The 23127-nt window shown below is 45.0% G+C and carries 19 protein-coding genes; 8 read left to right on the top strand and 11 right to left on the bottom strand.

The annotated features are described in order from the left end of the window. The first annotated feature begins 59 nt into the window (after positions 1 to 59). Positions 60 to 1673, top strand: a complete 1614-nt coding sequence (locus tag CEQ32_RS20895; protein ID WP_088586043.1) for an IS1634-like element ISShes12 family transposase — start codon at positions 60 to 62, stop codon at positions 1671 to 1673. Between the two features lie 193 nt (positions 1674 to 1866). On the opposite strand, the gene CEQ32_RS20890 is transcribed toward CEQ32_RS20895, so the two are convergent. Beyond that, on the bottom strand, positions 1867 to 3036 hold the full coding sequence (locus CEQ32_RS20890; protein ID WP_226871854.1) for a YgiT-type zinc finger protein: 1170 nt from the start codon (positions 3034 to 3036) through the stop codon (positions 1867 to 1869). 314 nt (positions 3037 to 3350) lie between these two features. Continuing rightward, a complete protein-coding gene (locus tag CEQ32_RS20885) occupies positions 3351 to 4361 on the bottom strand; it encodes a sugar-binding protein (RefSeq protein WP_088586777.1) in 1011 nt (336 codons plus the stop codon). A 418-nt stretch (positions 4362 to 4779) separates the two neighbouring features. On the opposite strand from CEQ32_RS20885, the gene CEQ32_RS20880 reads away from it, so the two are divergent. The 3 genes from CEQ32_RS20880 to CEQ32_RS20870 all read left to right on the top strand — a co-directional run bounded on the left by CEQ32_RS20880 (position 4780) and on the right by CEQ32_RS20870 (position 7395). Next, a complete protein-coding gene (locus CEQ32_RS20880; RefSeq protein WP_055647526.1) occupies positions 4780 to 5433 on the top strand; it encodes an oxygen-insensitive NAD(P)H-dependent nitroreductase NfsB in 654 nt (217 codons plus the stop codon). A gap of 308 nt (positions 5434 to 5741) precedes the next feature. Beyond that, positions 5742 to 6386 (top strand): DNA-J related domain-containing protein, encoded by a 645-nt coding sequence (locus CEQ32_RS20875; protein WP_088586776.1) that lies wholly within the window; start codon positions 5742 to 5744, stop codon positions 6384 to 6386. Positions 6387 to 6642: 256 nt separating this feature from the next. Then, entirely contained in the window at positions 6643 to 7395 is a 753-nt protein-coding gene (locus CEQ32_RS20870; RefSeq protein WP_055647524.1) for a thiol:disulfide interchange protein DsbA/DsbL, read from the top strand. A gap of 148 nt (positions 7396 to 7543) precedes the next feature. Here CEQ32_RS20870 and CEQ32_RS20865 read toward each other — a convergent pair whose 3' ends face one another. Together CEQ32_RS20865 and hemG are read right to left on the bottom strand one after the other, a co-directional pair. Beyond that, complete coding sequence (locus CEQ32_RS20865; protein WP_055647523.1) at positions 7544 to 8071, bottom strand: cytochrome b/b6 domain-containing protein; 528 nt, start codon at positions 8069 to 8071, stop codon at positions 7544 to 7546. A gap of 43 nt (positions 8072 to 8114) precedes the next feature. Beyond that, a complete protein-coding gene (gene hemG / locus CEQ32_RS20860; protein ID WP_037421655.1) occupies positions 8115 to 8636 on the bottom strand; it encodes a menaquinone-dependent protoporphyrinogen IX dehydrogenase in 522 nt (173 codons plus the stop codon). Positions 8637 to 9147: 511 nt separating this feature from the next. On the opposite strand from hemG, the gene CEQ32_RS20855 reads away from it, so the two are divergent. Continuing rightward, positions 9148 to 9987, top strand: a complete 840-nt coding sequence (locus tag CEQ32_RS20855) for a TIGR03899 family protein (protein ID WP_037426109.1) — start codon at positions 9148 to 9150, stop codon at positions 9985 to 9987. A 20-nt stretch (positions 9988 to 10007) separates the two neighbouring features. Here the strand turns inward: CEQ32_RS20855 and cysC are convergent, their stop codons facing one another. The 5 genes from cysC to cobA all read right to left on the bottom strand — a co-directional run bounded on the left by cysC (position 10008) and on the right by cobA (position 15785). Then, entirely contained in the window at positions 10008 to 10625 is a 618-nt protein-coding gene (cysC, locus tag CEQ32_RS20850; RefSeq protein WP_037421649.1) for an adenylyl-sulfate kinase, read from the bottom strand. Positions 10626 to 10669: 44 nt separating this feature from the next. Continuing rightward, a complete protein-coding gene (locus tag CEQ32_RS20845) occupies positions 10670 to 12394 on the bottom strand; it encodes an SLC13 family permease (RefSeq protein WP_088586775.1) in 1725 nt (574 codons plus the stop codon). Positions 12395 to 12397: 3 nt separating this feature from the next. Further along, a complete protein-coding gene (cysN, locus tag CEQ32_RS20840) occupies positions 12398 to 13840 on the bottom strand; it encodes a sulfate adenylyltransferase subunit CysN (RefSeq protein ID WP_088586774.1) in 1443 nt (480 codons plus the stop codon). Positions 13841 to 13970: 130 nt separating this feature from the next. Next, entirely contained in the window at positions 13971 to 14879 is a 909-nt protein-coding gene (gene cysD, locus CEQ32_RS20835; protein WP_011623816.1) for a sulfate adenylyltransferase subunit CysD, read from the bottom strand. An 81-nt stretch (positions 14880 to 14960) separates the two neighbouring features. Continuing rightward, positions 14961 to 15785: a uroporphyrinogen-III C-methyltransferase gene (cobA, locus tag CEQ32_RS20830; protein WP_088586773.1), complete on the bottom strand. Its 825-nt coding sequence runs from the start codon at positions 15783 to 15785 to the stop codon at positions 14961 to 14963. A 422-nt stretch (positions 15786 to 16207) separates the two neighbouring features. On the opposite strand from cobA, the gene CEQ32_RS20825 reads away from it, so the two are divergent. The 3 genes from CEQ32_RS20825 to CEQ32_RS20815 all read left to right on the top strand — a co-directional run bounded on the left by CEQ32_RS20825 (position 16208) and on the right by CEQ32_RS20815 (position 20332). Continuing rightward, positions 16208 to 17092, top strand: coding sequence for a phospholipase A (locus CEQ32_RS20825; RefSeq protein ID WP_088586772.1), 885 nt, complete (start codon positions 16208 to 16210; stop codon positions 17090 to 17092). Positions 17093 to 17267: 175 nt separating this feature from the next. Continuing rightward, the gene (locus CEQ32_RS20820; RefSeq protein ID WP_088586771.1) at positions 17268 to 18815 is read left to right on the top strand and encodes a S41 family peptidase; all 1548 of its coding nucleotides are present in this window, start codon (positions 17268 to 17270) and stop codon (positions 18813 to 18815) included. A 134-nt stretch (positions 18816 to 18949) separates the two neighbouring features. Further along, entirely contained in the window at positions 18950 to 20332 is a 1383-nt protein-coding gene (locus CEQ32_RS20815; protein WP_088587020.1) for an IS4-like element ISUnCu8 family transposase, read from the top strand. A gap of 49 nt (positions 20333 to 20381) precedes the next feature. Here CEQ32_RS20815 and CEQ32_RS20810 read toward each other — a convergent pair whose 3' ends face one another. Beyond that, positions 20382 to 22118 carry a hypothetical protein gene (locus CEQ32_RS20810; protein ID WP_088586770.1) on the bottom strand — a complete coding sequence of 579 codons (1737 nt, stop codon included), beginning with the start codon at positions 22116 to 22118 and terminating at the stop codon, positions 20382 to 20384. Between the two features lie 257 nt (positions 22119 to 22375). Continuing rightward, positions 22376 to 23092: a 2OG-Fe(II) oxygenase family protein gene (locus CEQ32_RS20805; RefSeq protein ID WP_088586769.1), complete on the bottom strand. Its 717-nt coding sequence runs from the start codon at positions 23090 to 23092 to the stop codon at positions 22376 to 22378. Positions 23093 to 23127 lie beyond the last annotated feature (35 nt).

The following is a 23127-nucleotide window of genomic DNA, read 5'->3' as shown; positions in this document are numbered from 1 at the left end:
AAAAACTTGACGGCGATCGGTCATTCTGATCTATTACTCTCTTTTGCAGGTAATTCATCATGGCCGCTCCCGCTATCTCTATCCGTAACCTCGACCACCTTGGTTTGGTCGCTGCACTTTGCCAAGAACTCGGCATTGCTCGCATGATTGATGCGGTGCTACCCAAAACGCCGCCCTACAAAGTCTCACATGGTGAAGCGTTGGTGGCGATGATACTGAACGGTCTTGGCTTTCATAGTTCGACCTTGCACATGTTCCCGCAATTCTTTGCCAACAAGCCTGTAGAACGCCTGATTGGCCCGGGGATCTGTGCCGATGACCTCAATGATGATGTGCTCGGCCGCTGCCTTGATGCCCTCTTTGAGGCCGATGTCAGCACGCTTTATCAGGTGATGGCGGAGCAGGTCGTCGAACGATTGGGGCTCAAAAGTACTGCAGTACACCTCGATATCACCAGCTTCCACGTCGATGGCGCCTATGACCAAGCCGATGGCGAGCAGCTCGGTAAGTTGCAATTGGTACGGGGCTATAGCCGCGACCATCGGCCAGAGCTAAACCAGGTTATCCTGGAGCTTATCTGTGAAAATCAGGCCGGCCTGCCCATCTACATGCAAGCCTTGAGTGGTAATAGTAATGATACCAAGGCCTTTGCCCAGACGGTACGGCGCCACTTGAGCAGTCTCAAGGCCGCGCAGGAGAGTCGTTATCTGGTCGGCGATGCGGCGCTGTATTGCGCCGACACCTTGCAACTACTGGCACAACAGCAACAGTTGTTCGTGACTCGTGTGCCTGTCACCCTCAATGAAGCCAAGCGAGCCGTGGCAACCATTGGCACCCAGTCGCTGGTTGCGCTGGGCAATGGCTATCATGGCTGTTGGCAAAGCGCCAATTATGCCGACGTCGCGCAGCGTTGGTTGCTGGTGCGCAGCGAACAGGCCAGCCACCGTGAGCAGCAAACATTAGCCAAAAACCTACTGAAAGACAGCACGCGTGAACTGAAAGCCTTCAACAAATTATGTGCCCAGCGTTTTGCCTGCGAGACCGATGCGCAGGCTGAATTAGCCCGTTTTGCTGTCAGCTTAAATCTGCTGCAACTAGAAGCAGAAGTCGTGAGTGAACCTATCTATGCAGGGCGCGGAAGGCCGCAAAAGGGTGAAATGCCGGTGAGCTACCAATTTCACATCAAGGGGTTAGCCGCAAGTAGCTTGGCGCGGGTGGCTGAGGCGCGCAACCAGACAGGGGTGTTCATCCTCGCGACCAATGATCACAGTGAAACGCTCACCATGGCTGAGCTGTTGGCTACCTATAAAGCCCAGCAGAATGTCGAGCGTGGTTTTAGGTTTCTGAAAAGTCCCGAATTTTTAACCTCCTCGTTATATCTTAAAAAACCGGAACGTATCGAAGCGTTGCTGATGGTGATGACCTGTAGCCTGATGATTTATGCGGCGCTGGAGCACCGGATCCGGCAGGGCTTAGTAGAGCAGAACCGGAGTGTGGCGGACATGAAAAAGAAACCCACGCAAAAACCGACTGCGCGGTGGATTTTTTTACGCTTTGGCGGGGTGCACGAGTACCAGTTGGGAGAGGCGCCACCTCAAGTCACAGGACTCACAGTGGACCAGCAGATCATTCTCGACGTGTTAGGCGAACGGTATCGGCAAATTTATTCCTAAATCAGGTGCGGAAAGTCGGTTTAAAGAAACACACAGCATGCTTTGGGACAAAATCGTGATAGCCCCTTTGCTCTAACTCGTCAGTTTCGGATTAAAATTTCTATAAATTAACGCCCGCGTAATGGCTTTTTTGGAGCGCTAGCGGAAAACAAGTCTCGATTGACGCGATTGTTAAGTGCGATCTATGCATAATTTATTTAAGAAGTTCTGTTAGCCTTTCATATGATTCGCGCATTTTTTCAACAAGTGACGGGTAGATTTCCATGAGGCCAGAGTTTGCACCAAGGCCTAGGCGACTAATTACAAAATCTAGTTTTTCTTGCTCACTCTGTTTAGAGCCAATATGAGAATAAACTACCCGTAAATCATAGAGAATATAGAAAGGTGACATCAAAGTAGGTATATCTTCACCAGAACAGCTAAGCTCAATCGTTTTTTGCAATAGCTTAATACTACCAAGTTTTTTGGGATCTCCACCTAATTGCGAAATCACATCGCCCAACGCTTCCTTATCAAACGACTCAAGGTATATCTTATTAAGCGTATCCGCTACGTGTCTTCGTTCTTTTTCAGTGTCCACAACAGGTGTGTTAAAAGACACTGAAAGATCAAACACCTCACTATCTAGGTGAGCTATTTTTATACCAAATTTATTGAAGCAGGCTTCCAGAAACGTTGAGCGACTTTTAAATAATGCATCTTCTTTAGATAAGTCGGTAAAAATACATTCGATTTGCCCATCGTAAAATTCTGAACCTATAGAGTGATCGGATGCGATATTTTCAGAGCGGAGATAATATTGTTCAGCATCTGGAAGGCGAGCAATATCGCCCAACCACATAACAACCTTACCGTTTTTATTAATGCCAAATGGCATTGAGAAATCATCACCTCTCCGTATCTTTCCATATGTGGTTGAAGCAAAGCTCAATCGATAAGTTGGGGATGAATCATATTTTAAAAGTACTTCTCGATTAAAAAATACTGGAGTAAGAAAACCTTCATCCCATGGCCGCTTAAGTCCAGGAATATATTTATAGTCGTCTGAATCGTAAATGAATGGAACAACACCAAAACCGAAATCTTGGTTTGTTTTATTACGTGTAACAGTCACCTTGTTACTAGATTTTTTAAATGCCTGCTCATGCAAATTGATCACTGCGAACTTAGAATCATCAGGAAATAAGCTTTTTTCACATGATCCGCAGTAGAGCATCGGAAGCCCCTTTATTTCAATATCCACACCTGTAACAAGTTCATGGAAATCAGAAAAAACAAGATCTAAATGACCTTTGCATGCATCACAATGAAGCCTCTGAATATGCCCTTGTTCGGGAAAGAAATCGGTAATTTCCAAACTCACTCCTTAAGCACTTAACGTCTTAGTATTTATGCACTGCGCTGTTTGCGGGACATAAATCGCTTGTTCAAATATGGCCGCAGCCATATTCATGTCAATTGGTATAAATGATGCTATAGGAATTTGCTTTTTTGCGGTAGCGGTTTTTATAGTGATTGATGGGTAATTACTTGATATCGTTTTACCTTTCTCGTTTTTTCACGCTTATTTTTTGTTGATGAATCACTATGCCACTACAAGACTGTACAAACATCTGTCAATTACTTCTTTGGGGCTACACACTCTAAAGCAGTCTCAGGAACATTGGCTCATTGACATTACATTCCTGTACGCTTTTCACAGGTATTGAAGTTCTGTGGAGAGCAAAATGTCACCGGTGTATAAATTATTTCTTGATACTTTTGTTTGGTGACAATTTTATAAAGCGTCAAAATTGCCTGCCTGCCCATTTCATAGGGATTTTGACCGACATTGATATGCGCAAGATTATCCTTCAACATCATTAATTGCTCTGGAGAGGTGTCAGTAATAATAACGACGACCTCCTTGTTGCTAATTTTTCCTTGGTATGGGGCAATCATCTCACGGTAAAGCGCTGCATCATTTTGAGCCCAACCACCAACAGCAATAAATGAGTCTGCTTTCACTGGCTTGCCTTTCATAACAGACTCCATCTGCTTAACCGCTTGACTAAGTTGGTCAAAATTAAACAAAGGTTCTCTCACTTCTGTCCAGCCCTGCTCGTTATTAAGTAATTTCCCTGGAGGAATATCGTATTTTTTTCCCGACAACGCAGAGCGAACCCCCATCAGTCTTAAATTCAAATTGGGAGAATCAGGGCGCCCAGATTGCATGATAAGCGTCCCACCATTAGGCCGTAATTTTTTTAATTGTTCACCTAATGATTTACCCAATTCGAAATTGTCTGTACCGATATAGGCTGAGCGAAAATTCTTGGGGTCTTGGTTGATGGAAGCATCAAAATCTGAATCATAGGTGACAATTGGAATACCGGCTTCTTTAGCTCTTTTTAAGCTATTTTCAAAAAGATACTTAGATTGCGTAACCGCGACAGCAATCCCATCGATACCTTCATCAATCAGTTGGTTTATGACCTCGTCTTGCAATCTAACACTGCTTGATTCTGGCCCTCGATATACACATTCCACACCTTTTATTTCAGCCGCGGCATCTATACAGCCCGTTTTACTTTGATCAAAAAAAACACTATAAAATTTCGGCACAACAGCAAATTTCAGATCTTTTCCATAGCCAGAGGATACGGGTAATAAACTGAAGGTAATAAACAACATAAGTAATCTTGTCACACGTCCTCCCAACAAATGAAACCGTCACTAAAGCTTCATAACAAAATGTAGCAAAGGAATAGCGTTAGCGACATGAGAGATAACGTTGTTATCAAGTATCATTGATCTACATCATGCATTCACAATGCTATTGTACACTGCTAACGGCCAACAAAAGATAAAAAGCACATATAAACAATAAAATAGAAACACATCACATTAGATTCGATCGCGAATAGATTGTTTATTTTGACCGCTAAATATCCTCACTTAATACCTAGGGCGTGTTTCGGCCCTAAGCATTTGCAATGGCTGAACCAACCGTCAGTTTCAAAAATATTTTGAAACTGATAGCCGTTTTGATCACATTGTTTTTTGCCTAAACCTGCTTAAAATGCTGAGGTTGATTTTGTATTCCTAGATGATTTGGAGCCGTTACATGAGTGATTTAAGTTTTCTCGCTAAAAAGCGTTACACCACTAAGGCCTTTGATCCAACCAAGACAATTCCTGCCGACAAGATTGCCGACATCAAGACCTTATTACAGTTCAGCCCATCATCAACTAACTCACAGCCTTGGCATTTTGTGCTTGCCGGTACGGCAGAAGGCAAAGCGTTGATCGCCCAAGCGACTGAGAACTACGCCTTTAATACCCAAAAAATTCTCAATGCTTCCCATGTGGTAGTACTGTGTACCCGTACTCAACTCGATGAAACCCATTTACTGCAAGTGCTAGAGCAAGAGGCCAAAGATGGCCGTTTTGCCAATGAAGAAGCCAAACAAGGCCAACATAATGGTCGCTCTTTCTTTGCCAATATGCATAAATTTGAGCTAAAAGACGCCCAGCATTGGATGGAAAAACAAGTCTATTTAGCACTCGGCACCCTAATGTTAGGTGCCAGCGTGCTCGATATTGATGCTTGCCCGATCGAAGGTTTCGATGCGACTAAACTTAATCAAGTCTTAGGCTTACGAGAAAAAGGTCTATGCGCTTCTGTGATTGTAGCCCTTGGTTATCGCTCTGAAGAAGACTTTAATGCTAAATTACCTAAGTCACGTTTAGCACAAGAAGTTATCTTTACTGAAATCTAAATCCTGACGCCTAAGCTAACCGTAAGTACCCTTGTTTTGCATAAGTGAACAAGGGTATTTTCGACCTTGCCCCATCACTCATCGTAAAAAAATTAACACCATTCCCGCCAGCAAAGCCTATGCGACCTTGAGGCAAATTGCTCTAAAATCCATCTTTGCCTACACTTTGCACTGTGGCATAGTGTACATCTAGCACGCTGTAATTAGCGGCAAATTTAAGGTAAAAGCCTTAAAAATCTTATGGATAGATGTACACTCAGTTTAATCGCCACACTCGCTTGATAATAACTTAGGATGGGACTGTCAGTATGCTACTCGCAAAACCTTCACTCAGTGCAGAAGCTCAATCGGCAAGGCTTTCGACCACTAAGGGGGATAATCCGTTAATCTGGCCAGTGCTATCGGTGTTACAAGCTTCCAATCAAAGTTGGAAAATCCATCACCTCGCCACCGAATTACAGAGCAGAGGGCTTATCCATCCTTTAGATGAAAACCCGGGTAATGATTTATTTAAGCGTAACTTTCTACTGATGAATGCCCTGTTCGAACTGCAAGAAATGCTTCTTCCTAAGCAATGGTTACAAGTTAAAGCAATGGAAATCCAGATTTTCCGCCTCGTGCCATCAAATGTTAACTTATTGATAATGGAAGAGACTTCCCTGCGAGAATATTATCTTGACTGGAATAACTACGACACCAGCGAAAACGTGGTGAGGGAATTATTAGAGGCTTTCTGGAGCAGTTATAAGAGCTACATTGGCCTCAATGTAAATTTAATGCACAAAGGACATGCCCTAAGAGTTTTTGAGTTAGATGAAAGCGCAACCCCAAAAGATATCCGCAAACAATGGCGTCGTTTAGCCCTCAAATGGCATCCTGATAGACCCGAAGGTGATGCTGCCCGCTTTCGCGAAGTCTGCGAGGCTTGGCAATCCCTGCGGGATATTGCTTAGCGAATGTTGATATATCTGTGATCCCCTTTGCAGTCTTGCAAACTTCTAGGTCTAAACTCCCACGGGATCACAGATTTAGTTCAATATCGGCGCACTAATTCAGCGATAATTAAGCATTTCAAACTAACCTAAAACCATCTTCACGCTGGTATAACACAAGCGTAATTTCAAGATTGAATCAGCTTATCCATTACCATTAGGCACAACGCATAGCACTTAATGTACTGGATTCAATCTAACCGACTTTGAGGGTTCTATGATCAAACCAATCGCCTTGGCTGTCGCCTTAATCGTTGCACCATTCAGCAGCTTTGCAGCAAATTTTGTGGAAGGCACTCACTACACTCAAATTTCTGATAAAGCGCCGAGTAGTGAGCCTAAACTTACCGAGTTTTTCTCCTTCTATTGCCATAATTGCTTCAATATGGAAACCAATTATCTGCCTGATATCAAAGCTAACTTAAACAAGGGCATTGCATTTGATACTAAGCATGTCGACTTTATGAATAGTGCTTTAGGGACTGAAGTCATGCGTTCGCTGGCCGTCATCCAAGAGCTGGATAATAAAGACGCTCTAACCCATGCCATGTTCGCCGCGATCCAAGGAGAAGAAGGCGCTAATGGCCACGACCACAGCGCCCCTGGACATAAGCACGAATCGCAAATCAATAGCCGTGACGACATAAAACAAGTCTTTGCTAAGTTCGGTATAGACGCGGCGAAGTACGACAAACTTGCCGACAGTAAAAGCACAGATGAAAAGCTAGCCCTTTGGCGTGCCCAGCAAAACCAATTCCGCGTTGAAAGCGTGCCAGCCTTTATTGTTAATGACAAATATGCAGTTAACTTAAGCAGCATCAGAACCTTAGACGAACTGATTGGCTTAATTAACTATCTTGCCGTCGAAAAAGATGCACAGGCACCTAAAAGTTCTGGTGGTAGCCTAAACTGGTTATTCTTAGCCTTTGCCGCTGCCGTCGCTCTTGGCCGTCAAAAGCGTTTAAGGTAACAATATAAGCTTCTGTTTTTTGCGAATGGATGCTTTAGCGGACTGACAAGTCTCAATCAAAAATGAATCGATACTAGTCAGTCCCTTCAGTAAGTTAGAGCAAGATAAACTCACTCAGGTTGGACCTAACGCTCAGCAGTAGCAGAAGTTATTGCCTAATAAATTCAATAATATGCGTTGCGGCCAATATGATATGCAGTACTAAAAAGCCAATAAAAGCATCGGCACAAATTTGATGATAACCACGCCAAGTCATTGCCAGTGGTGTTCCTTGGTAAATAAACCATACAACGCCAGTTAATCCTGTCGCGACCAGCAGTACCATGCCAATCCCTTCGATACAACTAAACAAGCCTTTGCCACCGGCTACGGGGAGCTTGCCTTTAAAAAGGCCTTTAATATCCTGCACCAATTGTTCCCAATCGCCCACCAGCCAGGCAAAATACTGGTGCCATTTGCCTTGGAGGCTATTACGCAACAAAAATAAAATCCCTAACGCAGCACACACCAATCCCAGATATACATGCAGATAATCCCAAATGCTAGCATTAGCACGCAGGCTTCGACCGATAAAAATCCACGGACTGGTGCAGATAAGTAGACTTGCGGACAACACCAGCCAAACATGCAAACGCGCCAACAAAAAATCGAATATCAAGGTTAATTTGTTCGACATATAGGTTTATCCTCGATAATCAACGTTAGCCTCAACCGCCCGCTTAGGCTTGGTGGATTTGTAATCCAAACTCATGCACTTTTTGCCAGTCAGTGTATTCAACATTAGTAACAGGATCCGTGGGCCCCTTAGTTAACCACATGATAAAACGTATGATATTCCTATCAAATGCATTATAACCCTGATAATTCAAATTACCGCCAAACACTTGCAACAACTGAGGACGCCAAGTCGTTTTAGTTAAAAACGCCTGCATATAGGGATTGGTCTCAGGGGTATTTTTTTCAGGTTTACGGGCAACTAAACTCACAGAGAAAAATCCACCGACTTTTTGTGTCAGGATTTGCTGATGTTTCTGAATAAATTCATACAGCGCAGGATTATGTTTTCCGTGACGAATACTAGCGCCAATGATGATCTTATCGAAGGACTCCATCGCGGGGACGGCTTTTATATCAGCAATCACCACCGAATTACCTAACTCTTTGAGTTGCTGGGCTAACTGATTCGTGATCTTACGAGTTTGACCATGAACACTGGAGAAGATGATCAGAATTTTTTTCACTTAAGCCTCTATTATCTCAACAAAAATAAGAAAAAGCGGCCAGAAGAAAAACAAGTACGGCGGCCTTATGTTGACCTAAATATACCAATCAATATGATACTCAATGCCTCGCAATCCAGAAGGTAACCACAAGATAAACAATGCGCTTCTATGGATAGCGAGTCCGCTAGCGATATTTAGGTTTTCCACGCAAAAAGCAAACTGCCTATTACGATATTGCATACTAGGTGATTTAGTCATCTATTTACATGAAATAGATCACGGGCTTAGCGCCAAACCATCCCTCGATATTCGGTAATTCTAGCTTGCTCACAAAAATAAAAATCACCACTCTGAGGATCAAAATGTTACAAAATCAGCAATTCTAGCCCTAGTCTAGCAAGCGCGAATAAAAGCAAACCAACTCGGAGACTTAAAGCTTACAATCGGCTAAGCTGGACACTTTTGGCAGAGCGGGTATTCTCCCTAATTTGCCATGTAAATTAGCAGACAAGTGATACAGGATTAAGGCATGAAGGATTCGGATATTTTAATGCTTGCGGATGAAGCCGCTCCCGCTGCGGAGGTCTCTGCCCGTAAAAAAGCCCTTTTACTTGGCCGTCAACTCGGTCTCGCCAGTGAGGAAGAATATCGTCCAGCCAATGCCTCGATTGCCGAACGCGCCCAGCATCGGCAGCGTAAACTCGCCAGCCAGTATCAGGCAAATGTTGAAACCATTTTCGCCCTCGCCTTAAGTTATACCTCTTCCGACATGACGGGGGTGGATCTCGATCCCGACTGGAGTCATCAATTTTTTCTGATGGCAGAGCAAATCCATAATCGAAAAATGCAGGACCTATGGGCACGTATTCTCTCTAGTGAAATCATCAACCCAGGAAACTTTAGCCTGCGCACCTTAGCGCTACTTAAGCAATTAACGCACAGAGAAGCGCAAATCCTCGAAAAAGCCCTAGGCATGGCAGCAAAAGTGAATAATGAGCAGCGCTTAAAACTCATTAGCGGCTATCGGCTCACGGGCGGGATTGGCCAATATTTTCGCAAGCATACCAACATCACCCTAGGTCTCTCGCAATTTGGTCTGCCCTACTCCAGTATTCTCACCCTAGTTGATGCGGGGATACTCCACAGCAGTGAGTTTGAAACGGGTTTACTCAATAGTAAAACCCCCATCCAACTCACTATGCCCGGTATTCAAATGAAGCTAACCCCTAAGAGCGGTAATTTGCTCTTTAGTTATTATCGATTAACACCTATTGGCGATGAACTAGCGCAGCTTGTGCTTCCTAAACAGGACCAAGAATACCTTAAAGCCCTTCAAGCCCTATTTGCCAAGGACTTTAAGATTGAATAACAAGCTGTTATAGACTGCTTCTATGCCAGTGCAGTGAGGCGATTTGGGCTAATAACATCGATTGCGGTTAAATAATCAATCAAAGCCCGAACTTGAGATGCTAAATCCCCTTTGCTGGTATCAATCGTCAACTCAGCGGAGAGCGGGGCCTCATAGGGCGATGAAATCCCAGTAAAATGTGCGATTTCGCCCTTGCGTGCTTTAACGTACAATCCCTTGGGATCACGCGCTTCACATACGCTAAGTGGCGTCGATACATGCACTTCGATAAATTGTCCAGCGGGGAATCTTGCACGTATGCTATCGCGCTCTTCTCGGGTGGGAGAGATAAAAGCTGATAACACCACCAAGCCCGCATCCACCATAAGTTTTGCTACCTCGCCAACACGGCGTAGGTTTTCATCCCTGTCGGCCACGCTAAAACCCAAATCTTTACATAGACCGTGGCGCACATTATCGCCATCGAGCAGATAGGTGTGAAAGCCCGCTTCAAATAATGCACGCTCAAGCGCACCTGCTAGGGTCGACTTACCTGCACCAGAAAGCCCGGTAAACCAAAGCAATACCGGATTCTGCCCCTTAAGCTTGGCTCTGGCTGCTTGGTCGACACTATGTTGATGCCACACTATATTGCTCATAAACACTCCTCAAACCTTTAATAAACCAACGACTAAAGGCATCGTTAAAACGGAAAGATGATCGGCACCATAAAAATCACAATCAGCGAATACAGTAGGGATAAGGGCAGCCCTAACCGTACAAAATCACTAAAACGATAGTTACCCGCATTAAACGCCATCAAGTTGGTTTGATAACCATAGGGCGAAATAAAGCTAGCGCTAGCCCCAAACACCACAGCCATAATAAAGGGCCTTGGATCGACGCCATAATTCAGCGCCACCGCATAGGCAATAGGAAAAGCCAAGGCCGCGGCGGCGTTATTGGTGACCAGTTCAGTCAACAACAAGGTAACTAAATAAACCCCCACAAACGCCCCAAACACCCCGTAACCATTGATTGCGCCGAGTAAGCCTTGAGCGAGTCCCTCAGCAAGACCTGTGCTCATCATCAGGTTCGCCAACCCCAAAGCGCTGCCCACAATCACGACTAACTCGAGCGGGAAACGGCGCTTAAGTTCAGATAAGGTTACGGCGCCAATGGCAAAGTAGCTGAGCAGCAATAGCACCAATCCTTTTGCCAAGGGTAAAATCCCCGCCAGACTCAGGCCAATCGTCAACACAAATCCGGCTAACACGATACGACTGCGTTTAGTGTCTAAACGCACATTCAAATCGAGTCCGCTGACGGCGGCAAATTCGGTACTCAGCTTAGCATTGGTGCTAAAACCATCCCCCGGCGTCAGCAGTAACACATCGCCCGGCTGCAATACGATATCGCCCAAGCCACCCTTTAACGGATGATGGCCACGGCGAATCGCCATAACCGCCGCATCAAACTGTTCGCGAAAGCGAGATTCCTTTAAGCTGCTGCCCACTAGGCTCGACGAAGGGGCCAATACCGCTTCGACTAGGTTTTGTCCCTTTGCCTGATGCTTACCAAACCAATCGAGGCCATCGAATTGATGCAACAGCTCCACCGACTCCACCGCGCCACTGAACCGCAGCACATCGTCCGCTTGCAATACTAACTGTGGCGGAACCGGGCAAATACAAATACCGCTTCGCTCAAGCTCCACTAAATAAAGCTTTTTTAGGGCTCTGAGCTTGTTGTCCACCACACTGCGACCGACTAAAGACGAGCCTTTAGCAACATGGGCCTCAAGTAAATAGGGCAGTGCTTCTTCTGTCGTTTCATCCCTTCTGTCGGGCAAGGTATTAGCCAGCATGATCAGTAGCGGAATGCCTAACAGTACAATCAACGCTGCAACAGGGGTAAACTCAAAGAAACCCAGCGCAGGTAAGCCCGCATTCTCCACAAACGAATTAACGATAAGGTTAGTGGAGGTACCAATCAGTGTGAGCGTTCCCCCAAGAATCGTCGCATAGTTAAGCGGCAGTAATAACTTAGCGGGCGCATGGGCCTGATTACGGCGCACTACCCCAATCAAAGATGCCACAACCGCAGTGTTATTGGTAAATGATGACAGCAGAGCCGTGGAAAATCCCAACTTTGCCATTGTCATCGCCAACGAGCTATTACCAATCACTTGGCTTAACTTTCCCAGCAATGAAGTCTTTTCCAGCGCTGTCGCCGCAAGCACCAATAACACTAATGTGACTAATCCCGTATTAGTAAAGCTAGTGAGCGCTGCGTCGAGCGTTACCATACCTAGGAGGTAACATATTAAAAAAGCAAATAAAAACAACACCGCAGGGTTTATGCGGCCAGCAATTAAGCCAGCCAACAACCCAAACAACACTATCGCTAATAGCCACAAGTCACTCACAAATTAGGCTCCAAGCTTTGAAATATCAATCGCTTGCCAGTGCGGGAAGTGTTTACGTACTAGCGCATTAAACTCCAGCTCAAAGGCACTAAATTGTGAAGACACTTGCTTGCTCACATGTTGACCCGATACCACCATCACCGCCGCTACTGTTGCATTGGATAAACGGTCAATCAGGATCATGCCGCCAGTATCACGTACCAGAGAATAGGCATCGAAAACGATATCTTCGGTCAGCTCTAAGGTCACGCGGGCGATGGCATTGAGCCATAGTGTGTCGGCGCTGCTGCGCGCAAGTGTGTTCACATCAACCACATATTCTATGGTCGAGACTGAGGCTTGAGTCTTTTTACCCGCAACCTTGATGTCATATAACTGGCCGAGTTGTAGTGGTTTTTCATCCATCCACACGAGGTCAGCCACGATTTGGTTGGCAACCTGTGGCGCACTCTCTGGCATAGCCAGTAAATCACCACGGGAAATATCGATTTCATCTTCTAAGGTGAGAGTGACGGCTTGCCCAGCAGTCGCTTCTGCGAGATCACCATCGAAGGTCACGATACGCTCAACCTTGCTGCGTTTACCCGAAGGCAGCGCTACCACTTCATCACCCACCTTGATGACACCAGAGGCTAAAGTACCGGCAAAACCACGAAAATCCAGATTTGGACGCGACACGTATTGCACCGGGAAGCGCACGGGTAAGGCACTCAGTTCACGTTGGGTATCAATGGTTTCGAGTAGCTCCAGTAATGTACCACCCTGATACCAAGGGGTATGTAAACTTGGCTCGACCACGTTATCGCCATTGAGTGCGGATAAGGGCACAAAGTGGATATCTAACTCACCAAAGCCTTTAACAAACTCACTGAAATCATTACGGATACGATTGAACACTTGCTCATCGAACCCGAGTAAATCCATCTTATTGACCGCGACCACAAAGTGGCGAATTCCCAGCAAAGAGGCAATAAAGGCATGGCGCTTGGTTTGGGTCTGCACGCCGTAACGCGCATCCACTAAGATCACCGCTAAGTCACAGGTTGAGGCGCCAGTCGCCATATTACGGGTGTACTGCTCATGGCCTGGGGTATCTGCGATGATAAACTTACGCTTGTCGCTTGAAAAATAACGATAAGCGACATCGATAGTAATGCCCTGCTCGCGCTCGGCTTGCAGACCATCCACCAGCAAAGCCAGATCTATAGCTTCGCCCGTTGTGCCCATCTTAGCGCTATCATTTTTTAAACTAGCAAGTTGGTCTTCGTAAATCTGCGCGCTGTCATGCAGTAAACGGCCAATAAGGGTGCTCTTGCCATCGTCTACGCTGCCGCAGGTTAAAAAGCGCAACAAACCCTTATGTTGTTGCTGGGCTAGATATTCTTTTACCCCGTGCTGGCTGATTTCTGCTGCCATACGATTGGTTTTATTGACCGCTTTATCCATCTTTATCTCACTCTTATCTTGCTCAACTGTTCGTGAAATCACTGGTACTCGATTGCTCTAAAAGCCTCCATCGGGACATTCACGAAATCGGTTTAATCTGTCTATCAACCTGCGCTCGAAATGCCTTGGTTTAGAAATAACCTTGGCGTTTCTTCTGCTCCATCGATGCACTCTGATCCGAGTCAATCAATCGCCCTTGGCGTTCGCTCGAGCGAGTTAGCAGCATTTCTTCGATGATTTTTTCGAGATTATCCGCCTGCGAATGCATCGCCGCCGTCAATGGATAACAACCTAAGGTTCTAAAACGCACCACCTCATGCTTGATGGTTTCGCCTTCTTCAAGCTTCATACGCTCATCGTCGGCCATAATTAACTGACCACCACGCTCAACCACAGGGCGCTCGGCGGCAAAATACAGTGGCACTAACTCAATGTTTTCTTGGTAGATATATTGCCAAATATCGAGTTCGGTCCAGTTAGATAACGGGAATACACGAATACTTTCGCCCTTGTTCACAGCGCCGTTATAGGTGCGCCACAGTTCGGGGCGCTGATTCTTAGGATCCCATCGATGGTGGCGATCGCGGAACGAATACACCCGCTCCTTCGCGCGGGATTTTTCCTCATCACGACGCGCACCACCAAAAGCGGCATCAAAACCATATTGGTTTAAGGCTTGTTTTAAGCCTTGGGTTTTCATGATGTCAGTGTGTTTTGCACTACCATGGTCGAAGGGGTTAATCCCTTGGGCAACGCCTTCTGGGTTAGTGTGAGTTAATAATTCAAAGCCAAATTTTTTCGCCTGCGCATCACGAAAGGCGATCATCTCTTTGAATTTCCAGCCCGTATCCACATGCAGCAAGGGGAATGGGATCTTGCCGGGATAAAAAGCTTTACGCGCAAGATGTAACATCACCGAAGAATCTTTTCCGATGGAATACAACATGACTGGATTATCGAATTCGGCTGCGACTTCCCGAATGATCTGAATGCTTTCGGCTTCCAGTTGTTGTAAGTGGCTTAATTCACGCCCGGCCATACTCTTCTCCGTTTACCTAAAATGGGCTGCGACAGGCAGCTGGATTTAACTTAACTATTTCTAAAAAATGTTCTGATTTAACTAAATTTTTGCCACAAACTTGGCGGCATCTGCGGTATCGGGTGCGGACTCGCCCTTAGGTTGGAACCAATTCAAGGAGTCAGCCAGCGCAACCACTTCGCCAATAATCATCAGGGCGGGCATCTGCAACTGCGGATCAGCAGCAAGTTGTTCGAGTGAATCTAATTGCCCAATAAAACATTGCTGCGACTGAGTGGTCGCCTTCGAGACGATGGCCACAGGTGTCTCTGGGCTACGACCTGCGTTGATTAACCCTTGACGGATAATGCCCGCGTTTAAAATCCCCATATATACAACTAAGGTATTGTTGGGATTAGCATAACCCTGCCAATCCATCGGACGGCTTTCGAGCTGACAATGACCAGTAATAAACGTTACCCCTTGGGCATAATCCCTATGGGTTAATGGAATGCCCGCATATGCCGAAGTGCCGCTGGCGGCGGTAATCCCGGGTACCACTTCAAATTCGACGTCCGCTTCGACTAAGGTTTGTAACTCTTCACCACCGCGACCAAAAATAAACGGATCGCCGCCCTTGAGGCGTACCACGTTTTTACGGGTATAGGCTTTCGTCACCAGTAACTGATTAATTTCATCTTGCGCCGCGCTATGCTTGCCTGCACGTTTACCGACGGCAATTTTTTCAGCATCTTTAGGGATCAAATCGAGGATATCTTGGCTAACGAGCGCATCGTATAACACCGCATCGGCAGACTTTAGAATGCGCCACGCTTTAAGGGTTAATAACTCCACATCGCCGGGGCCCGCACCAACCAGCCAGACTTTGCCCTTAGCGCTTTGGCCTGGTAAAGATAAAATTTCCATCACATTCCCCGATATGAGATCAATGTGTAGCAATATAGCGCCAGTTATATTCCATAATAAATATAAAATCATTAATTGTTATATCAAAAAGAAATAACAAAAGAATTTGAATTAAGCCAGTTAACTATAAACGAGGTTGGCAAAAGCACCATACTGACTAAAATAAGTTAATTATCTGAAATAACTAAATAAAACATGATAACAGGGCAAATATGAATGCAACCTAAACTTGCATCACCTCACATAACAGCACTATGTTATTGCTAAAAAATCTACTCAGTCAGCGCGTTAACGCATAAGAAAAGATGCAGTTTCACTCAAGTTAAGTAGTACAAGTGACAGTATTTCTCACAAAAGATCCACAGACTAATGTTAAGCTCGGTAAATAAAGATAAAGCAAACAGACACATCAAGGAGAGTCGATGTCCCCATTTTATCAAGGTATCGCATTAATCGGACTGCTAACTTGTGCAGGGTTACGGGCAGAGGAATCTTTAATCAAAGATCGCGTTAAGGATGAACTGGCGACTTCAGAGCGCCCATTTGTAATAACGCCGCATAAAGTCAATTACATTTTACCCGCGACCTATAATCCCGATCCGAATATGAAACCCTATGCAGGGGAGGCCGCCGGAACAAACTATGAACTCGATGAGATGGAAGCTAAGTTTCAGATAAGCTTTAAGTTTCCAATTTGGTACAATGTCTTTGGTGATAATGGTCACCTATTTTTTGCCTATACCAATCAATCCTATTGGCAGGTATACAATAAGGAAATATCTTCACCCTTTCGTGAAACAAACCACGAACCCGAAATCTTTATGCTATTCAATAATGATTGGAAAATTGGCAGTGTGACAAACTCGTTTTGGGGATTGGGCGCTGTCCACCAATCTAATGGTAAAGCAGGTTTATTATCCCGTAGTTGGAACCGCATCTATGGCACGATGATCTTTGATGCTGGCCCACTGGCGTTTTCAACTAAGGTGTGGTGGCGCATTCCTGAGGATGAAAAAACAGACATCCACCAAGCCCGTGGCGATGATAATCCCAATATTGATGAGTATATTGGCAATGCTGAATTTGTTGGCGTGTATGGGATTGATGAGCATAGATTCACTCTCACCGTTAAAACTAACTTTAAAGATATTGACCGAGGTTCAGCAGAGATCACTTGGAGCTATCCCATCATAGGTAACTTACGCCTTTATACTCAATACTTTAATGGCTACGGTGAAAGCCTGATCGACTATAACCATCATAATCAACGTATTGGGATCGGTGTATCACTCAACGATATTCTCTAGGACGTGACACAGCACAAAAAACAGCCATAATTCTATGCTGACACAAACAAACTGCTGCTAAATTGCTCAAGTGCGAGCAACCTAAGGGAGCTTAATGATGATTTGTATTGCCAACAGCGGCATTTACATCGATAGTCGCACACCTTTTTAGCAGTAAGGGTCATCATGGAGGAATATGAGTTTTAGCTATCGAACGGTAATAACTTTGCTGAGCATGATTATTTGCGCGAGCCTTATCAGGCTCGCGTTTTTTGCTATTCCTGAAAAAGAACAACCCACGTTAACGACAAAAGATATTCGCCAAGATCTCTATATTCTGCTCAATCAAATTGAACAACACTCCGCATTTTATGCGTTAGATCCACAACATAATGACAACCAACTCGAACGACTTGCTGGACTGATGACTGAGCAATACCAAGATCTTGTTCCTACTGAACGGTTCGCAGCTGAGCTTACAAAACTGCTTAACGCCTTAAAAGATCCTGGTGCTCAAGTTGCGAAGGTTGACAATAGTAGCGCCGACTTACCCTTAACACTGAGACCCGTCAACGAACAATGGCTTGCCTTAGACCATAAAAATAATCCTATTAGTGCCGAGTATCCTTTTATCACCCATATTGATGGCATCCCCTTAAGTAAGTGGATTTCAGCCAGCCAAGCCTATCTGTCAGAGCCTGCAAAAAATAGCCAAGAAATGCAGCTGATTTGGCTTAAACGACTCAACCTACTGCGGGAAGACTTAGGCTTAAGCATCAAACCTTATGTGATTATTAGTTTGATAAATGATGATTTGCAGACAACGCAGGTCACTATTGCCCTGCCTCCCCCTTCTAAAACGATAGTTAAACCGATTGAAGACGACACAGAGATAAGCTTTGAACGCCTACTCACTCAACTTGATGACTTAGGGCCGACTACGGTCTCAAAACCTGACTATTCACTAGAACAGATAAATCCAACCACGGCTCGACTCAAAATAGATGACCTCTATGCTTTTGAACTCGATAAAATACAACAAGAAGAGTTACGTAAAGGTATGGAGCAACCATTACTGATTGTCGATCTCAGGCAAGCGAAGGGATTTAGTCCTAAGTTACTGACCATGCTCTCGCGTTATCAGGATATACCCGCCATGGACATATCACCTCATTCAGCGGTCGAAAAAATCATGGGATTTGCCCATTATCGACGCTCGCCAGAGCTTAGAAACGATTATTTAAAACCGTTGAATTTTAAACCGCTTGATGAACTTGAACTCAGCCCTGCGCGACTTAACGTGTTGACACGGCGGCTACCAACTATCGATAAAAGCCGGTTTAGTCCTTGGTTTGTTCGTACCAAACCTGAAGTCCTCACCGAAGGCAATAATCGTCTTGCACTGCTTGTCAGTCCCTTGTGTAAGCAAGAATGCGAGTGGATCGCCTACCGGACTAAAGCATGGTCGAGAGTGAATTTAATCGGCGAAAAAACCTCTGGAGATTTTGCCAGACAATATCAGTTTACCTTGCCAAATAGTGACTTAGAGATTCGATTTAGTAGCTCTCTCACCTATGATGCTAAAGGCGAGTTGCTGTCGGGAAAAGGCACTGAGCCCGATATTTGGTTACCACAAAACAATGATATTGAATGGCAAGGACTCGTGAGTTTAGTTAAATCAGCCAAACCCAAAGCCGTAGATCCAACTAACGGTCGACAAACCAAATTAGCCCAATCTCATTAGTAAAAAGCCAGCAATTTGCCTGTCTCTCATACACAAATCCCTGAACAATGCTCAGGGATTTTTTTTGAACTCATTCCCCGCATTGTGATCAGATCGTCTAGGGCTAAATATTCGAGGCGATTATGATGAAGATGATGGATCCAGAGCAGTGGGCGCAATGTCAATTTGGGCACGCAAACCTCAACGACCCAAGACGTACACAAAGACTTGTTTCACTGGCTACCTCAATTACCCAACAACCCGGAGTTGCCGTGTCCAGACTTCCCTTATCCCCCGCTGAGATGGAAGGGGCCTACCGATTTATCCGCAATGAGAATATTCAAGCCAGTGATATTGCTGAAGCGGGTTTTCAAGCCACCGCGCAGCAAGCTCGAGAGCATGACATCTTGTTAGCACTAGAGGATACCACCTCGCTGACTTACAAGCATGACAGTGTCAGGGAGGAGTTAGGTCATACCAATCAAGGGGATAAAAACCGTGCCATTCTGGCGCATTCAATCTTGCTGTTTTCACCGCAAAGCCAGCAAGTCGTTGGGTTGATTGAGCAACAGCGTTGGACGCGGGATATCACTAAGCGCGGGCAACGCCGCCAACATGCTACTCGCCCTTACGAGGAAAAAGAGAGCTACAAATGGGAACAAGCCTCCGCCAATATGTCTGCCCGTTTAGGCAAGCATATCAACAAGGTGATTTCCGTCTGTGACCGTGAGGCTGATTTGTTTGAATATCTGACCTATAAAACCCAGCACCAACAGCGCTTTGTCGTCCGCTCGATGCAGAGCCGATGCATTCAAGAGCATGCACACAAACTCTATGACTACTCGAACACATTACCGCTTGCAGCGACGAAATCTCTCCTCATTCCTCAGAAAGGCGGAAGGAAAGCCCGGGCGGTGACGCTGGAAATGAGATATGCCCGAGTGACCCTCAAAGCCCCAGCCAACAAACGCACTCAGGCAGATATCCCTCTGTATTACGTCAGTGTCGTAGAGCAAAGTCATCGTGAAGAAAAACTGGCATGGCACTTACTCACCTCCGAATCTATCACATGCTCGAAGGAGGCACTGGAGGTTGTCGGCTATTACGAGCGCCGTTGGTTGATTGAAGATTACCACAAGGTATGGAAAAGCAGTGGCACCGCGGTGGAAGAGCTGAGAATGCAGTGCCGTGAGAACCTGGAGCGTATGAGTGTGATACTGGCTTTTATCGCCACACGCTTACTCCAGCTTCGCTTTATGAAGGTATCCAAAGCGGAAGTGGCAGCACAATGTTGTGAAACGCTATTGGGTCAGAAAGCGTGGAAATTACTTTGGCTGAAAATGGAGGGACGTCCGTTACCTCAACAGGCACCCGATATGCAGTGGGCGTACGAGCGTCTGGCCAGATTAGGGGGTTGGAAAGATACCAAGCGGACAGGTCGAGCTTGTGTAGAGGTATTGTGGGAAGGATGGTTTAGGTTACAAACCATCCTTGAGGGTTACGAATTGGCCATGTCTCTCAATCACGAAGACTTGTGATCAAGAGACAGGCAATTTGCTGGCTTTAAAATGTGGTGGAGTGATAAGTTTATTTCTTATCGCTTGCCTTTGAGTTCATCACTGAGCCAAAAACCAGACCTTGTTTATTCACATCAAAGCTCATTTGCACGCGCATATTATAGTCTTTCAATGCTTGCAGCTCTTCAGGCACTGGTTCACCGGTCATTTCTAACAGCGTCAGCACTGGGGTAAACATCTTACCGTAGTCGGCTGACATGCTGTAAAGGCCATTGGCTGATGGTTTTTCGCTCGCCAGTTTATTGGCTAACGCTAAACCTTTATCGCCAGAGTAAACCACTAAGTGTTGTCCCTTAATCGCCAACATCGGTTTGATATTAAGTTCTGGCGGCAACATTAATAGTGGAGATAAATCAGTGGGTTCACCATTATCCGCGACTTGCAGTTCAGCCAACATAGGGGCAAAAGGCTTAACCATGTTGAATAACATTGAAGGATTATCAGCGGTTAAACTGATTAAGGCATCTAAACTTTCGAGTTTAGGCTCTTGATCCTGTGAACTCATCTTATAGTCGAGTAATGACACACTCAGGCCTTTAACACCATTAGCCATGCCGGTAAACATACCCAACATCGCAGGGCTTTGCTGGCTTAATTCAGCCTGTAGCTCGGTCAGAGGCGCGCAGGTCAACTGTGGCTTTTGTAGATCATCCCAAATCGCGGTGAGCGAAGGCGCTACTTCATTAACATCAATCCCAAGGCCCATCGAGAAAATAGTGCTGTTAATATCCGCTAAATGGGTTGGAATAAAGCCGCGCATTTTTTGTAATGCCGTTAAAATTGCTTGGTTTTTGCTTTCAATCACAAAAGAAGCCGCCATATGGCTTTCTTTTTCAGTCGACTTGAATGCGGTTAAACCTCCCACTGTGCGCGGCCAGTTAGCCGCAATCGCGGTTAACTCAGTGCGACATTCTGGTGTACGGATTTGCGCTAACGGATCTTCACCTTGGCCTTCTTCTGCTAAGAACTTGGTGAGCTGTTTAGCTAACATATTGCCATCTTGAGAGGTTATCGCTTTAACAATCTCAACATGGTTGATAAAGCTGATGCTATCGTCCATAAAACCATGGGTTTTAATGATCTCTTGCAACATGCCAGATGCGGCTAAAGATTGGGCGGGTTTCTTCAATCCTAAAGCCATTTCTAATACTTCAGGCTCGATAGAGGAAGCCGAGAATGTGACCGTTAAAATGCCATCTTTATGGGCAAATAATAGGTCAGCTTTATCAGTTGAGCCTTCTTCGGCAAACGAATAAGCACGGTAGTCAATCCCTGCTAAAGTACGCATTTCGTGGGTATAACCACTTTCTTGTTCGGCTTTATCCAGTACAGCCCAGAATGCATCAATTTGATTAATATCTGTTTTAAGAACAGGCACTACGCCTAAGGTATAAAAATAAGGCTTGATCTCATTCGGTAAACCGAAAGTCTTAAGCAATGCGGTAGGATCTTTCATTCCATCCATATATTGCTTGTAAATACTCACAAAAAACTTAGCCATTGGGCTATCCAAATCGCCTAACTGAGCTAAGGAATCAGTTGAATATTGCTGGTAATTGCTAGAAATCGATTGCAGGTAGTTTTTCAGTGGAAACGGCTTTAACTGGCCAGTAAACACAGGGGTATCGGCTGGAATATAATCTAGCAAAGGATTGGCTGAAGCACTCGAGCTACTTCCGTGTTGAGTGTACCAATAAGCACCCGCCCCCGCTGCAATAATTGCCGCAGCAATAACAATCTTTTTCATCTAAAACTCCATTTAATTACCGTCAAAGTGACAAAAATAATACCGAAAGCACTTACCTTCGGCATTTAAATACTGACCTATTGTCATTCCTTATTACATCAACATTGCAAAATCAAAAGCTTATTATAACTAATCTTGAGAACGGATAAGCTAAGAAATAACGAATAGCAAATAAGAACTTATTAATATGCAAAAATCCGCGATAATCTATCATTAAAACGTCTTTGACGCTAATCGCGGCATGTGTCAGAAGCTTCCTATTTACTGGGCGCAATCATTCGAAACCATCCTGTTACGGAAAAGCGTGGGCGCTTTGCAAACGGCGCGACAAATGAAACTGAATGGGGATGATGGACATCGAATAATGCCAAATTATTAAAGGTTGGCACCCAGGTATCAGTCAGCACACCTTTAGCAGTATAAAACTGCAGCAGACCACCCCAATCAGGATGCCATTCTGGAGTAAAGCCAAAAACAAAAGCAACTTTACGACCCTCACTTTCGACAACATCATTATGTCTTGTTAAGAAATTCCCTTGAATATAACGACTCGCCTGCAGTGAGGCATAACAAATACCTTCAATACCCGTAATCGTTTGAATAAATTTAAACATGTCAGGGCTGTTAATAAAACGATGTAGCGATGTAAGTAATTCCGGTGAAGGCTTTCCATCTAAGCCTCCTACGAGATGACTTCCATATAAAAAACCAATCCCATTTGCAGCATTGTGTAATATTTTTTGCTGTAAATCTTTTTGAGCTTCAATCGGTAATTGGCGTATTTGTTGATCCGACACTCTCATTGGCTTATTGTCGACAAACATTGCATTATCAAAACTCACTTCACTAGCGAGTGTGTTAGCAATAACAGCTGCGGTTTCATTCTGCCAGACTTGTTGAATATTGATTTTTGCATCTCTAGCATATTCTTCACGCAGTGAAGCCATATCTCGCTCAAAATTAAACTCAAACATCGTTTATTCCTTGGATCATTCGAACGTCTAACACT

Origin of the sequence: Shewanella sp. FDAARGOS_354 (genome assembly GCF_002209245.2) — a bacterium.
Lineage (GTDB): Bacteria > Pseudomonadota > Gammaproteobacteria > Enterobacterales > Shewanellaceae > Shewanella > Shewanella xiamenensis.
Note: the sequence above shows the minus strand (reverse complement) of the source record. Positions and strands in the feature narration are given on the sequence as shown.